Raw genomic sequence first — 13537 nt, 5'->3', positions numbered from 1 at the left:
GACGGCGGACTACTTGGCAGAACCGATGCACCCACGGGAGACAGTCTGCAGTATTGGTTCCATCAAATGGCAGACCCATTTTTGTCACCGAAGGTAAGACCAACGTCCTTACCGAATTGAGATCACTTAAAGGTTTAGCCGGAGTTTGATCAGGAAAGTAAAGTCAATTACGCGGTCTGATTCCCGGCGCCCGGCACCACCCCCCGGCCGGACGCAACTCTTTTGCTGCCCGGAAGTCGTCGCCCCTCCTCTTTGCCGCTTATTGGACCGCGCCAGTTCCCTGGTCAACCGCCCTGGTATCCCGCTTGTCATCGCGGCCGAACTGTTATCAACCGCCCGCGTGGTATGCCCGCTTCACAGGGGTTCGGTAGTCGTCGGGCGACCTGGCTCGCGCCGCTGTCCACGTCGACCCTGACCCGCCGCGTCCGGCCGCCGCCGTCCACGCGGAGCGTCACCTCCCGCTCGCCCGTCCAGGTGGCGGCCGCGGGCTTCCGTACGGCGATCTTCTCGCCTGCCTGCCTGCTCGCCAGGTCGTACACCACCAGGCCCGGGGCCTGGCCCGGCACGTACACGGCGATCCTGCGCCCGTCGGCCGCCGGCGCCGCCACCTTGCCGTCGCCCTCCCACGCGGGCAGGTCGAAGCCCACGAGCTGGGGCGGCGTGTCGCGGCGCAGCACGCGCCCGCGCAGCTCCGTGGTCGAGCCGCTCCGGACGAGCAGCACCTCACCGCCGCCGCCGCTGAACCCGGCCGGGTGCCAGTTGACGGGGGCTGGCAGCGAGCCGATCTTCTTCCCGGTGACGGCGTCGAACACGCGGCCCCGGTTGGAGCCGTCGTTGCCGAAACAGGCCAGCGTCGTCTCGTCCACGCCCACCTCGTTCCTGGGCTGCCTGATCGATCCCACGCGCCTGCCGGAGGGGTAGGTCACCAGGGCCCTGTCCCCGGCCCTGAAGTACGTCATCCGGGCCCCGTCGGCGCTCACCGCGACCGGCATGTGTCCCTCCCCCAGCGCCCGCACCGTGCGCGTGGCGCCGCTGCGGAGCACGACCTGGAGCGTCCTGCCCTTGAGCGGCGCCGCGTAGCGGATCGGGTCGCTCGCGGCCCCCGCGGCCGACGTGATCGCGAACCGCGCCAGCAGCGCGGCCACGACGGCAAGGCGACTCGCTCTCACTTAGGCACCCCCGCGTGCCGTAAGGGCAGCACGGTCGCCTTGCCGCCCGGCCACCGCGCGACGACCACCCGGCCGTGGCGGGCCCTGACGTAGGCGATGGTGCCGCCGTCCCGCTGACCTCGAACGGCGCCGGATCGTCCGCCACCTCGTCGGCCCGCGTCCCGTCGGCCTCGGTGGCGTACCGGGCCGAGGTGAGCGCGCCACGACGGGCGACACCACCGACCGAGCGACCACAGACGCGGGCGGCGCAGGGCGGGTGGTCGAGTGCCCGGGGCGCCGGCGGGCCCGGTGGTCATGCAGCGGGTTGGGGTTGCTGGGGCGGTCGGGTGGCCGGTTGGCGGGTGGGCAGGAGTCGTGGGCGGTGGGGGTGGGGTCAGCTGCCGGCGGCGCGGTCGCGGAGGACGCGGCGCTGTTGTTCCAGCGCCACCAGCTCCCCGAACAGCTTGTTGTACTCCTGCTGCTCCTCCACCGGATTGAGCCGCTGCATCCGCGACTTCGCCTGCGCGATGGCCCGGTCGACGGCGATGGCCTCGATGGCCGCCAGCATGGCGCCGGCGTAGCGTTCCTCGGCGTGCGCGTCCGCCTGGATGGGCTCCACCGCGAAGCGGGTCACCAGCCCCCGCGCCCCCTCCTCGTGCGCGTGCTCCAGCAGCCGGTCGACCCACTCGCGCCCGCCGTAGGCGCCGGCGGCCACGCCGCCCGCGGCGAGGATGACCTTGTGGAGCATCACGTGGTCGGGAGCCGTGAACGCCTGCGGGTCGAGCGCGTCGAAGCGGGGCCCGAGCAGCGCCGGGCGCTGCACGGCGAGCTTGAGCAGCTCCCCCTCCACCCGCACGCTCGGATCGACGGGCGCCGCCTTGGGCGCGCGCCGCGGGCGGCCCTGCTGCGCCCCGCCCACCTCGGCGATGCGCTGCATCACGAACCGCTCGTCCATGAACCCCAGCCACCGGTCGAGGTCGATGGCGTAGCGCTTGCGCAGCCCGACGTCCTTGATGCCGGCCACGATCGGCGCGGCGGCGTCGAGCGCGGCGATCTTGCCCTCGTTGCTGCGCAGGTCGTAGCGGGAGATCGTGCTCCTGATCGCGAACTGGAAGAGCGGCTCCCGGCTCGCGATGAGGTCCCGCACGGCCGCGTCGCCCTGCTTGACCCGCAGGTCGCACGGGTCGAGCCCGTCGGGCTGCACCGCGACGTAGGTCTGGGTGACGAACTTCTGCTCGTCGGCGAACGCCCGCAGCGCCGCCTTCTGCCCGGCCGCGTCGCCGTCGAAGGTGAAGATCACCTCGCCCCGGAACTCGGCCTGGTCGAGCAGGAATCTGCGCAGGATCTTGATGTGCTCCTCGCCGAACGACGTGCCGCAGGTGGCCACCGCCGTCGGCACGCCGGCCAGATGGCAGGCCATCACATCGGTATAGCCTTCGACGATCACGGCCTGGGCACGCTTGGAGATCTCCCGTTTGGCGAGATCAATCCCATAAAGCACCTGGCTCTTCTTGTAAAGCGGCGAGTCAGGCGTATTCAGATATTTCGGACCATCATCGGAATCGAGCAACTTCCGCGCGCCGAACCCGATCACATCGCCCGTGGCGTCCCTGATGGGCCAGATCAGCCGCCCCCTGAAGCGGTCGATGGGCCCCCGCCGGCCCTCCTTGGCCAGCCCGCCCTTGACGAGCTCCTCGGTGGTGAACCCGCGCCCCAGCAGATGCCGCGTCAGCGCCTCCCATTCGGCCGGCGCGTAGCCCACCCCGAACAGCTCGGCGTCGGCCCGCTCGAAGCCCCGCTCCGACAGGAACCGCCGCCCGGCCGCCGCGTCGGGCACGAGCAGCTTGTCGGCGTAGAACTCCGCCGCCGCCTTGTGCGCCTCGATCAGCCGGGCCCGCTCGCCGTGGTCGCGCCGGGGGACGTAGCCGCCCTGCTCGTACTGCAGCGTGATCCCGGCCCGCTGCGCCAGCCGCTCGACCGCCTCGCCGAACGACAGATGCTCGATCTTCTCGACGAACGTGATCACGTCGCCGCCCTCGGAGCAGCCGAAGCAGAAGTACATCCCGCGCTCGGGGGTGACGTTGAAGGACGGGCTCTTCTCGTCGTGGAAGGGGCACAGGCCCTTGAGGTTGCCGCCCCCTGCGTTGCGCAACTGGATGTGCTCGCCGATCACGTCGGCGATGGGTGAACGCTCGCGTACGAGCGCGATGTCGACATCACGGATCCGGCCAGCCACGCCGGTGAGTCTATTCCGCCCCACCGACGGTTCCGCCCCGCGCGGCCCCGGTACGGGGTAGGCGGACATTACCTGTCGGTTGCTAAAGGGGGAAACCGGCTCTGCGGGGGCTCCCGGTCGGCTACAAAGGTAAAGGTTGTCGGTGGAAACGGTGACACGGGTGGAGATCATGCGTACGGGGCATCTCGGACGATGGGCGGCCGTCACGGCCGCCCTGTTGCTGACCGGCGCCTGCTCCCAGGCCACCGGCCTGGCGGGGGTCAACGCGACGTCGCCCTCCACCCCGCCGGCCACGAGCCCCCCGGCCGCCGCGCAGTCCGGCGAATCGGCGGAGCCCGAGCACCAGGCGGCCGAGCAGCCGCCCAAGGGCGACGACCCGGTGAAGGTGCCGCCGCCGAAGCTGTCGAAGTACGAGTACACCTTCCCGGTCAAGGGCTGCAAGACGACCTACCAGCGCAAACTCCTCGTACTGCCCAAGACGACGATCTGGGCGCCGCAGGGATGCGCGTTCGTGGCGCCGATCGGCGGCGTCGTGGACGAGGTGAACCTCCAGGACAGGTGGAGCCCGTCCACCGACGCGGGGGCCACCCGCGAGGGCAGGTTCGTCACGATCATCGGCGAGGACGGCGTGCGTTACCTCGGCGGTCACCTCGACTCGGTCGCCGACGGCGTCAAGCCGGGCGTCCGGGTCAAGGCGGGCCAGCTGCTCGGACGCGTGGGCCGGACGGGCAACGCCCGCGACACCGGGCCCAACCTCTACTTCGCGATCTCGTGGAAGACGGGCCCGGCCTTCTGGTGGGTACGCAGGGGCATGGTCGAACCGTGGGACTACCTCGACGCCTGGGCGACGGGCAACCGCACGTACTCGCCCAGGGACAAGACGCTGGCGCTGCGCGGCAAGCTGGGCGAGACGCCGGCCTGCGCCGTGCAGTGCGGCGGGACGAAGAAGGTCCCGCAGGCCGGCAAGACCCAGGAGCCGAAGCCGAAGCGCACCGACCCGGGCGTGGTCACCATCACCCCGTCGACAGCTCCTTTTGGTTGACGATGACGCGTGACCTGATGAGCTCCTGGATCTCGTCCACGACGTCCCAGACGTTGACGTTCATGCCGGCGATCACGCGGCCCTCGCGCAGCCAGTACACGATGAACTCCAGGCTCTCCGGCTCGCCGCGGTAGACGATCTCGTCGTAGCCCTCGATGTCGCCGGAGAACTCCATGCCCAGCTCGTACTGGTCGGTGTAGAAGTACGGGATCCGGTCGTGGACCACGTCCTGGCCGAGCATGGAGCGGGCGGCGGCGGGGCCGCCGTGCAGGGCGTTGGCCCAGTGTTCGACGCGCAGCCGGCGCCCGTACAGGGGGTGGAAGGACTCGGCCACGTCGCCGGCGGCGAACACGTCGGGGTGCGAGGTGCGCAGCGCGGCGTCGGTGCGGATGCCCTGGCCGACGTCGAGCCCGGCGTCACGGGCGAGCCCGACCTCGGGCACGGCGCCGATGCCGGCGATGACGAAGTCGGCGGCGAGGCGCTCGCCCGAGCTGAGCCGCACGCCCGTCTCGGTGATCTCGGCGGCGGCGGTGCCGAAGCGCAGGTCCACGCCCTTGCTGAGGTGCAGGCGGGCGAACAGGTCGCCGAGCTCGTTGCCGAGCGGCCGGTTGAGCGCGGTGGGCTCGGGCTCGACGACGGTGACCTCGCAGCCGGCCGCGCGGGCGGCCGCCGCGGTCTCCAGCCCGATCCAGGACGCGCCGACGATGAGCACGCTGCTGGCGCCGGCCAGGCGCTCTTTGAGCGCCTCGCTGTCGTGCACGGTACGCAGGTAGTACGCGGGCCCCGGCAGGCGTCGCGGCGTGGCGCCGGTGGCGATGAGCAACTTGTCGTACGGCTGGCGCGACCCGTCGCCGAGCCTGACCAGGTGCCTGTCGAGCTCGATGCGCGTGACGCGCGTGCCGAGCCGCAGGTCGACGGCGTTGTCCGCGTACCACTCGGGGCCGTGGACGAAGATGCTCTCGCGCTCGCTCTTGCCCTGCAGGTACTCCTTGGACAGGGGCGGTCGTTCGTAGGGCCGTTCGTTCTCCGCGCCGATCAGCACGATCTCGCCGTCGAAGCCCTCCTCGCGCAGCGTCTCCGCGGCCTTGGCCCCCGCGAGTCCGGCACCGACGATCACATATGTGGCCATGGGCGCAGTATCCGCCCGTGCGGGTCATGGGGAAAGCCGGGTGTAGCGGCTCATGGGGAAACTTGGTCAGCGGGAGAGCCTGCGGTGCCACGCCACCGCCGAGGTGTCGGTGAGCGAGGCGATCTGGTCGATCACCACGCGGACGCGGGCCGCGTCGTCGGCGGCGTTCAGGAACGCGGGCCTGAAGGCGGGCTCCAGCGTGCCCGGCGCGCCCAGCGTGATCATCGAGGCCAGCTCGCTGATGAGCTCGCGCTGCCTGGCCTGGTTGGCGTTGTGGTCCCTGGTGGCCATGACGTAGTGGGCGGTGACGCCCTTGAGCAGGGCGCACTCCAGGCGGGTGGCGCGGGGCACGACGAGGTCGGCGCGGTGGCGGGAGCCGTACACCTCCTTGGTGGCGGTCTGGGCCGAGCGGCAGAAGCGGCCGATGAGGCCGCTCGTGAGGGCTTTGAGCCCGGCCAGGTCGGCGAGCGTGGCCTCGAAGCGGCGCGGCCAGAGCGGGTCGGTGATCAGCTTGGCGAAGATCTCCTCCAGCTCGCCGAGGTCGGCGTTCGGGGCGTACCAGGTGCGGGTGGTCTCGCACACCAGCGTGCGCTCGATGGGCGAGCGCAGCGCCTCCGGGGTGACGTGGCCGGAGTGGAGCGCGTCCTCGAGGTCGTGCACGGAGTAGGCGACGTCGTCGGCCCAGTCCATGATCTGCGCCTCGAAGCTCACCCTCCCGTCCGGCGCGCCGTCCCGGATCCACCGGAACACAGGTAGATCATCGTCATATACGCCGAATTTTGCAGATTTTTCGCATGTCCAGGGATATTTGATGGAAGCGTCGAGCGCCGCCCGCGTCAGGTTGAGCCCGGCGCTGCGGCCGTCCTCCGTGAGGACCTTGGCCTCCAGCCTGGTGAGCAGGCGCAGGCTCTGCGCGTTGCCCTCGAAGCCGCCGCACGAGGCCGACAGCGCGTTGAGCGCCATCTCCCCGTTGTGGCCGAACGGCGGGTGCCCCAGGTCGTGCGCCAGGCACGCGGTCTCCACCAGGTCGGGATCGACGCCGAGCGTGGCGCCCATCTCCCTGCCGACCTGAGCGCATTCGAGGGAGTGCGTGAGCCTCGTGCGCGGGATGTGCTGGCCGCCGCCGAGGGACTCGGCAGGGCCGACGACCTGCGTCTTCGCGGCAAGCCTGCGCAGGGCGGCGCTGTGCAGCACGCGGGCGCGGTCGCGCTCGAACGCGGAGCGCTCAGGATTGCCGGGAGGTTCCGGAATCCAGCGCTCCTGATCGTGATCATCGTAGTACGGCATTGCTTTGGTGATTTTATCCAGTTTCCGGTCTCCGCTAAGGTCGAGCCTCGCGAGAACCCCTTCCCCGGGAGCCCTCACCCCATGACGACAGCGTTCCGAGCAGTGCTGGCCTTCATCCTGCTCGCCGGCTTCTACGTTCTGGTCGGCCTCTTCCTGGTGGCCGCCGTCTTCTTCGACGTCCTGCTCCTCGTGGACTTCCACGCCAACGCCCTCAAGGCCGCGATCGTCCTCACCCTGGTCGCGGGCGCGCTCGTACGGGCCCTGTTCGTGGTGAGCCGCCGACAGGGCGGCGAGCAGCCGGGCGTGCCGATCGGGCGCGAGCACGAGCCCGTGCTGTGGCAGACGGTCGAGGAGCTCGCCCAGCGCGTGCGCACGGCGCCGCCGGACGAGATCCGGCTGGTGGCGGAGGTCAACGCGGCCGTGTCGGAGGACACGCGCTGGCTGGGGATGAAGGCGACGCGGCGGCGGATGTTCATCGGGCTGCCGCTGCTGCAGACGCTGACGGTGGACGAGATGCGCGCGGTGCTGGGACACGAGCTGGGCCACTACAGCGGCGCGCACACGCGGCTGGGCGCGCCGGTCTACCGGGGGCGGGTCGCGCTCCTCGCCACCGTCCAGGGGCTGCACAACCACCCGTTCGTCCAGCGCCTGTTCACCTGGTACGCCAAGTTCTACCTGCGGGTCTCGCAGGCCGTCTCGCGCAAGCAGGAGCTGGAGGCCGACCAGTTCGCGGTCGCGATCGGCGGGCGGCAGGCCATGGCGGGCGCGCTGCGCAAGATCCAGGCCACCGCGACCGGCTGGGACCTCTACGTCGCCAACTACCTCTCGCTCACCGGCGCGGGCGGCACCAGGCCCGTCTCGGTGTTCGGGGGCTTCCACGCGCTCATGAGCGACTCCGAGCGGCAGGCCGAGATCGCCAAGCTGGGCGAGGAGCCGCAGGAGGTCTCGCCGTACGACTCCCACCCGAGCCTGGCCGAGCGCCTGGCCGCCATCGAGCACCTGCCGGAGCCGCCGCACGTCCCCGACCCGCGCTCGGCCCTGACGCTGCTGCGCGACGCGAACGTGGCGGTGCAGGCCGTGGAGCAGTCCATGTGGACGCCGGAGGCGCTGACCGGGCTGCGGCCGGTGGCGTGGGAGGAGCTGGTGGCGCACGCCATGTACGCGGGCCGCAACGCCGACGCCCTCCACGACCTGGCGGTGGCCGGCCAGCGGGTGATGGGGGCCGCGCGGCCGTACCTGGACGCCGCCTTCGAGGCGATCGCCCGCGGCCGGCAGGCGGAGCTGGAGGCCGTCCTGCGCGAGCAGGGCTGGAACGCCTCGGAGACCCTGCTCGCCGGGGTGCTGGGGCAGGCGCTGGAGGCGGTGCTGATCCAGCTCGGCGAGGCCAAGTGGACGCTGTCGTGGTCGGGGCCGGCGCGGCTGCTGTTCGACGACGGGGAGGAGGTGGCGCTGTCGGAGTACGCGGCCCAGGTGTCGGCCAATCCGGACGCCGTCGCCGGGCTGCGGCGCTGGCTGGGGGACCACGGCATGCGCCACGACTACGTCCCGATCGAGGAGCCCTCCCCCGGGCATCCCGCCCAGGCCGTCACTCCCTAGCCCTGGCGCAGCGCCCGCTCGAACCCGGCGCGGTGCGCGGCGACCCAGTCGTGGCAGGCGCGCACCTGCGCCACCACCCCCTGCTCGCGCAGCCTGACCGCGTGCGCCAGCCCCGCCGCGGCCTCCTGCTCGATGCCGCGCCGGCATCTGTCCTGCCACCACAGGATCGTCTCGACCACTTCCCCGCGCTCCCGCAGCCCGTAGGCGTCGCAGATCAGCCGCACGCGCCGGGCCGCGTCGGCCGGGTCGGCGATCAGCGGGCCCAGGCCCGCGTACTGCCAGCAGACGTGCGCCACGTCGTGGACGCGCCGTCCCGGCCCCGCCAGGTCCCAGTCGATGAACGCCACCGGCCGCAACTCCTCGCCCCGGTAGACGGTGTTCTTGGGAGACAGGTCGTTGTGGCAGACCACCTCCTCCTCCCTGGCCAGTGCGGTGCCGGCGGTCAGGTCGTGGAACTCCCGCACCAGCTCCGCCGCCCGCGCCAGGCTCTCGTCCGAGGCGACCCCGTCCGGCTGGACGTCCTCCCAGGCCACGTGGCCGTCCAGGAAGCTCAGGATCTCCCGCCCGCGCCCGTCGAGGCCCAGGAACCGGGGCGCGCCCGCCCACCCGCTCCGCTCGAAGAGGCGCAGCAGCTCGTGCACGTACGCGGCCCGCTGCCCGGGGGTGCGGCGGACGGTGTCGCCGACCCGGACGACGGCGTTGACGAAACCCCCGGGAAGGTGTGTCTCCGACATGGTCTCCAGACTGCCGCATAGGTACGCGGTTTGAGGCTTTCACCTGGCAAATGGCCTGTTCAGCGCGGAAAGTCTCACAGGGTGGTGCAATGAAACACTTGAAGGCATGACTGAGAGCGAGATCATCGAGTTCGTGTCCGGTTTCCCCGGAGTCGTGACCCAGACCATCGAGGAGAACAGCGAAGCCCCCGAGGTGGCCTGGGGCGACACGTTCTTCTTCTACGACCCGGAAGGCACCCTGGAGACCCACCCCAGGCAGCCGTTCGCCACGATCATCATCAAGGACTACCCGGATTGGGACACCTTCTCCGACCTGAACAGGCCGGGCGTGTTCCGGCTCAACATCGCCGTCGGGCGCGCCACCCTCCAGCGGCTCGCCGGCGACGGCTCCGAGGTCGACTACACGGCCGAGGACCGCGTCCTGCCCCACCCCAAGTACGCGGCCCAGGGCTGGATCGCCATCGTGAACCCGGGCGAGCAGGCCCGCCCCCTCCTGACCGAGGCCCACGCCCGCGCCGTCGCCCGCCACCGCCCCCGCAAGACCTCCTGACCCCCGCGCCTGGCCGGTCTCCGGCCAGGCGCACCGCCCGCGGTCAGCGGGGTTCGTCGTCCCAGTCGGGAGGCGTCACCGTGCCGGAGAGCCAGTCGCGGCGCAGGATCGCGTAGCCGACGGCGTCGTGGACCGTGCCGTCCAGGCCCGGCCACGACTCCCGGTAGTGCGACTCCTTGGCGTATCCGCTCTTGCGGAAGACCGCCCGCATCGCGTGGTTGTCCTGGCGGGTCGTGCCCTCGATCCGGTTGATCCGCGGCAGCTCGGTGAAGAGGTATCCGGTCAGCCAGGCGACCGCCGCGGCGCCGAGGCCCCGGCCCCGCCATTCCTGCCCGATCCGCAGGTCGAACAGGGGGGTGTCGTCGGCGAGGTCCTGCAGCCGGACCAGGCCCGCGCGCTGCCCGTCGGCGAGCACCCAGAACGTCCTGGACTCCTCGTCGTCGTAGCGGCCGTCCGCGGCGCGCTCGCGCACGGTCCCGGCGTCCTGGACGCCCGCGTGAAAGGGCCATTCGTGCCCGGTGAGGAAGCCGACGAGCGCTTCGACGTCGTCCGGGGAGAATCGCGTGAACTCGATCTGCACCCCCGCATCCTTCTGACGGGCTCCGCGCGGGGTCAACCGAATTTCAGCGGGGTCAGCCGATCACCCGCTCGGGGCTGTCCAGCCAGACCCGCTGCCCGTCGGGCGTGATCGTCACGCCGAACCGCTCCCGCTCCGGCTCGCCCCAGTCCGCCCACGTCCGGCGGGCGTCGCCCGGCTCGGCGAGGACGTCCTCGGTCAGGACGGCGCCCGGCGGGGTGTCGCGCCGCGTCCACGTCATGGTCGTGAGCGGGGAGAACCGGCCGCCGGCCGTGCCGTCCGGCCCGACCACGAGCCGCAGGGCGTGCCCGTCGCCGTATGGCGCGACCACCACCCCGCCCGGCCTGGTCTGCGCGATCCAGGCGTACGGCACGGTCCGCACGGCGTACGTCGCGTGCACCCCGTCGTACGGCGCCCGCTCGGCCCAGCCCGCCCTGCCGTCACCCACGACCAGGTGCGGGAGCGCTCCCGCGGCGGCCAGGTTCTTGGCGGCCCGCTCGGCCACGGTGGGGTCCGCCTCGATGGAGGTCACGCTCCCCGACTGCCCGACCAGCCGGCACAGCAGGGCGGCGGTCCATCCCGTACGCGTGCCCACCTCCAGCACCCTCTGCCCCGGCACCGGCCCGAGCAGCTCCAGCAGGTCGGCGACCGCGCTGGGCGCGGGACACGAGCACCCGTCGGGGGCGACGATCGGGCGGCCGGCGTAGACGGCGTCCCACCAGGCCGGCGGGTCGGCCTCCCGGTCGATCGGCGCGCTTCGCCCGTCGCGTTCGGGCGACTCCCCCACCGGCGGCACGAACCAGTGGCGCGGGACCGCCCGCAGCGCCTGCTCGATCGGGCGGGTGAGCGGCGGCCGATGGTCCGTGATCGCCGCGATCATCGCGTCGAGCCGCCACGCGATGTGCGTGAACATCACACCTCCCCGTTCGCGAGACGCCCGCATTCGTGCCTCCCCACAGCTCCACCTCCATATCCCGGGAAACGCTATCCGTGACGGTACGACTACGATCCGGATGCGGCAAGGGTTTCCATGGAAGTGACCGCTGAGGTGGGTGACATTGACATCCGGGCCGCGCATCCGGGGAGGGTCCCGGACAGGTTGGGGCATCATACGGCTGCGTCCGACAAGCACTCAGGAGGCGAACAAATGAGCGCTCCCCCCAGCCTCGCCCACGGCGTGGACCCGGCCGCCCCGGGCACCCTGCACGCCCGCACCGTCATGGGCGGCATCAGGGTCGCGCCCCGCCCCGGCCGCCACGTCCGCTTCGGCCGCGACCAGCGCCCGAACGTCGATCTGCGGGTGGGCGCGGACGACCAGTCGGTGAGCCGCCTGCACGCCGAGGTGACGTACGAGGACAGCCGGTGGTGGCTGCGCAACCTGGGACAGCAGCTCATCCGCCTGCCGCGCGGCCAGCTGATGCACAGGTCCACCGACCCCGTGCCGCTGGAGCCGGGCTACACCCCGCTGTTCATCAGGGGCTCCGGCTACCGTCAGCACCTGGTGGAGCTCCACGTCACGGGCGTCTACGGCAATCCCCAGACCGACCTGCACGCGGCCGCGACCAACCCGCCGAAGATCTGGGGCCTCAGCGAGACCGAACGCCTGCTCCTGGTGGTGCTGGGCGAGCGCTACCTGCTGTACGAGGAGGCGCCGCGCCCGCTGACGTACAAACAGGCCGAGGCCCGGCTGGCCTATCTGCGGCCCGGGGAGAAGTGGCGGGCGGGCATCATCGAGGACCGGATCGAGGCCGTCCGGCACCGCCTCCACGCCGCCGGCTTCCCGTACCCGCTGCGCCACGACCGGTCGGAAGGCCGCCCGTACGACAACAACCTCCTGCACAACCTCCTCAGGGGCCTGGTGGAGTCGACCACCCTCGTCCCGCCTGACCTGGACCTCCTGGAGAACGATCTAGCACTTTGATCTGGCGCCTCGTATCGTCGCCCGCATGACCACTGTGCTCTGCGTACCGCAATGGCAAGGCTCGGCGTCCGGCAGCGCGCCGCGGCTGATGGCCGGCGCCCGCCGTGCCGCCGCGCTCGTCCCCGCCGACGCGGTGGTGACCGTGCCGGTGGTCGAGACCGGCGGGGACAAGGTCGCTGGGGTCCGCGCGTACGACGTGCTCGTGGAGAACCAGCGGCGCGCGCGCGAGGCGCTGGCCGGCATCGACGACCGGGTGATCACCGTCGGCGGCGACTGCGCGGTCGACATCGCGCCGATCGACGCCGCCCACGCCCGCCACGGGGACGCTCTGACGGTCCTGTGGATCGACGCGCACCCGGACGTCTACAGCCCGCCTACGCTGCCGTCGGGCGCCTTCCACGGCATGGTGGTGCGCGCGCTGCTCGGGGACGGCCCGGCCGGCCTCACGCCGGAGCGGCCGCTCCGGCCGGAGCAGGTGATCATCGCCGGGGAGCGGGCGGGCGACGCGTCCGAGCACGAGTACCTCGCGAGGACCGGCCTGCGCAGGTACGGCGTCGACGACCTGGAGCGCGTCCTCGACGATCTGCGCGGCCCCGTGTACGTGCACGTCGACCTCGACGTCCTGGAGCCCACCGCCTTCGGCTCGACCTGCTACCCGGAGCCGGACGGCGTCCGGCCGCAGCGGCTCACCGACCTCCTCGCCCAGGTGGACGACGTCGTCGGGGCGGCCATCACCGAACACGCGCCGTCCGGCGACGACGCCGACCCCGGCGAGGCCGAGGTGATCCGCCGGCTCGGCACCGTGCTGGCACTGTGACGATTTCCTGGCCGGCTGCAAGGCCAGGCGCGACAAGCTGATCCAGAGCGGTGGCCTGGAGCCTGGGCGCGTACCCCGCTCACACCACCATCGGCAGGCCACGCTCCAGGCCGGTGATGTGCAGCAGCCGGGACATGAACGGGCGGGGAGCGCTCAGGGCCAAGGTGATGCCCATCATCCGGGCGCGGCGCTGGATACCGACCAGGACGGCCAAGCCTCCGGCATCGCAGAACGACACCTGCGACAGGTCGATGATGAGCACGCTCGTGCTGTGGTCGAGCGTGTCGAGCAGCTGCCGGCGAAGCGCCGCGCTGGTGAAGATGTCGATCTCGCCGGACAGGTGAACGGTGGTCGGCTTTGACGGGTCGGCCACGCCGAGTGGCGCGGTCTCGATGACGGTCATGGAAGTCTCCCTTTGGAGAAGCTGAGCTGCCCTCCGGTCCGCCGTCGGGACTGCTCTGGCTGAACCCGGCTCGATCGGCCGGCGGACGGTACGTGGA

The 13537-nt window shown here is 71.7% G+C and carries 13 protein-coding genes; 5 read left to right on the top strand and 8 right to left on the bottom strand.

What is annotated here, in order from left to right:
- Window positions 1-308 precede the first annotated feature (308 nt).
- Both HD596_RS26670 and dnaG read right to left on the bottom strand, forming a co-directional pair.
- Window positions 309-1169, bottom strand: coding sequence for a hypothetical protein (locus HD596_RS26670; RefSeq protein WP_185072038.1), 861 nt, complete (start codon window positions 1167-1169; stop codon window positions 309-311).
- 373 nt (window positions 1170-1542) lie between these two features.
- Complete coding sequence (dnaG, locus tag HD596_RS26665; RefSeq protein WP_185072037.1) at window positions 1543-3384, bottom strand: DNA primase; 1842 nt, start codon at window positions 3382-3384, stop codon at window positions 1543-1545.
- Between the two features lie 142 nt (window positions 3385-3526).
- On the opposite strand from dnaG, the gene HD596_RS26660 reads away from it, so the two are divergent.
- Window positions 3527-4426, top strand: a complete 900-nt coding sequence (locus tag HD596_RS26660; protein WP_313044703.1) for a M23 family metallopeptidase — start codon at window positions 3527-3529, stop codon at window positions 4424-4426.
- On the opposite strand, the gene HD596_RS26655 is transcribed toward HD596_RS26660, so the two are convergent.
- Together HD596_RS26655 and HD596_RS26650 are read right to left on the bottom strand one after the other, a co-directional pair.
- The gene (locus HD596_RS26655; RefSeq protein WP_185072036.1) at window positions 4398-5555 is read right to left on the bottom strand and encodes an NAD(P)/FAD-dependent oxidoreductase; all 1158 of its coding nucleotides are present in this window, start codon (window positions 5553-5555) and stop codon (window positions 4398-4400) included. The genes HD596_RS26660 and HD596_RS26655 overlap by 29 nt on opposite strands.
- Window positions 5556-5621: 66 nt before the next feature.
- On the bottom strand, window positions 5622-6842 hold the full coding sequence (locus HD596_RS26650) for a deoxyguanosinetriphosphate triphosphohydrolase (protein WP_185072035.1): 1221 nt from the start codon (window positions 6840-6842) through the stop codon (window positions 5622-5624).
- An 81-nt stretch (window positions 6843-6923) separates the two neighbouring features.
- Here HD596_RS26650 and HD596_RS26645 point away from each other — a divergent pair, with 81 nt between their 5' ends.
- On the top strand, window positions 6924-8438 hold the full coding sequence (locus HD596_RS26645) for a M48 family metallopeptidase (RefSeq protein WP_185072034.1): 1515 nt from the start codon (window positions 6924-6926) through the stop codon (window positions 8436-8438).
- On the opposite strand, the gene HD596_RS26640 is transcribed toward HD596_RS26645, so the two are convergent.
- Complete coding sequence (locus HD596_RS26640; protein ID WP_185072033.1) at window positions 8435-9172, bottom strand: phosphotransferase; 738 nt, start codon at window positions 9170-9172, stop codon at window positions 8435-8437. The two genes, HD596_RS26645 and HD596_RS26640, sit on opposite strands and share 4 nt — an antisense overlap.
- 106 nt (window positions 9173-9278) lie before the next feature.
- Between HD596_RS26640 and HD596_RS26635 the strand changes: the two genes are divergently transcribed.
- Entirely contained in the window at window positions 9279-9722 is a 444-nt protein-coding gene (locus tag HD596_RS26635; RefSeq protein WP_185072032.1) for a DUF6194 family protein, read from the top strand.
- Window positions 9723-9765: 43 nt separating this feature from the next.
- Here HD596_RS26635 and HD596_RS26630 read toward each other — a convergent pair whose 3' ends face one another.
- Window positions 9766-10302: a GNAT family N-acetyltransferase gene (locus HD596_RS26630; protein ID WP_185072031.1), complete on the bottom strand. Its 537-nt coding sequence runs from the start codon at window positions 10300-10302 to the stop codon at window positions 9766-9768.
- A gap of 52 nt (window positions 10303-10354) precedes the next feature.
- Window positions 10355-11212, bottom strand: a complete 858-nt coding sequence (locus HD596_RS26625; protein ID WP_246554849.1) for a protein-L-isoaspartate O-methyltransferase family protein — start codon at window positions 11210-11212, stop codon at window positions 10355-10357.
- A gap of 234 nt (window positions 11213-11446) precedes the next feature.
- Between HD596_RS26625 and HD596_RS26620 the strand changes: the two genes are divergently transcribed.
- Window positions 11447-12220, top strand: coding sequence for an FHA domain-containing protein (locus tag HD596_RS26620; protein ID WP_185072030.1), 774 nt, complete (start codon window positions 11447-11449; stop codon window positions 12218-12220).
- 25 nt (window positions 12221-12245) lie between these two features.
- On the top strand, window positions 12246-13037 hold the full coding sequence (locus tag HD596_RS26615) for an arginase family protein (protein WP_221519527.1): 792 nt from the start codon (window positions 12246-12248) through the stop codon (window positions 13035-13037).
- A gap of 79 nt (window positions 13038-13116) precedes the next feature.
- Here HD596_RS26615 and HD596_RS26610 read toward each other — a convergent pair whose 3' ends face one another.
- Window positions 13117-13440 (bottom strand): STAS domain-containing protein, encoded by a 324-nt coding sequence (locus tag HD596_RS26610; protein WP_185072029.1) that lies wholly within the window; start codon window positions 13438-13440, stop codon window positions 13117-13119.
- Between the last annotated feature and the right edge of the window lie 97 nt (window positions 13441-13537).

The sequence above is a fragment of the Nonomuraea jabiensis genome (assembly GCF_014204795.1).
Classification (GTDB): domain Bacteria; phylum Actinomycetota; class Actinomycetes; order Streptosporangiales; family Streptosporangiaceae; genus Nonomuraea; species Nonomuraea jabiensis.
Note: the sequence above shows the minus strand (reverse complement) of the source record. Positions and strands in the feature narration are given on the sequence as shown.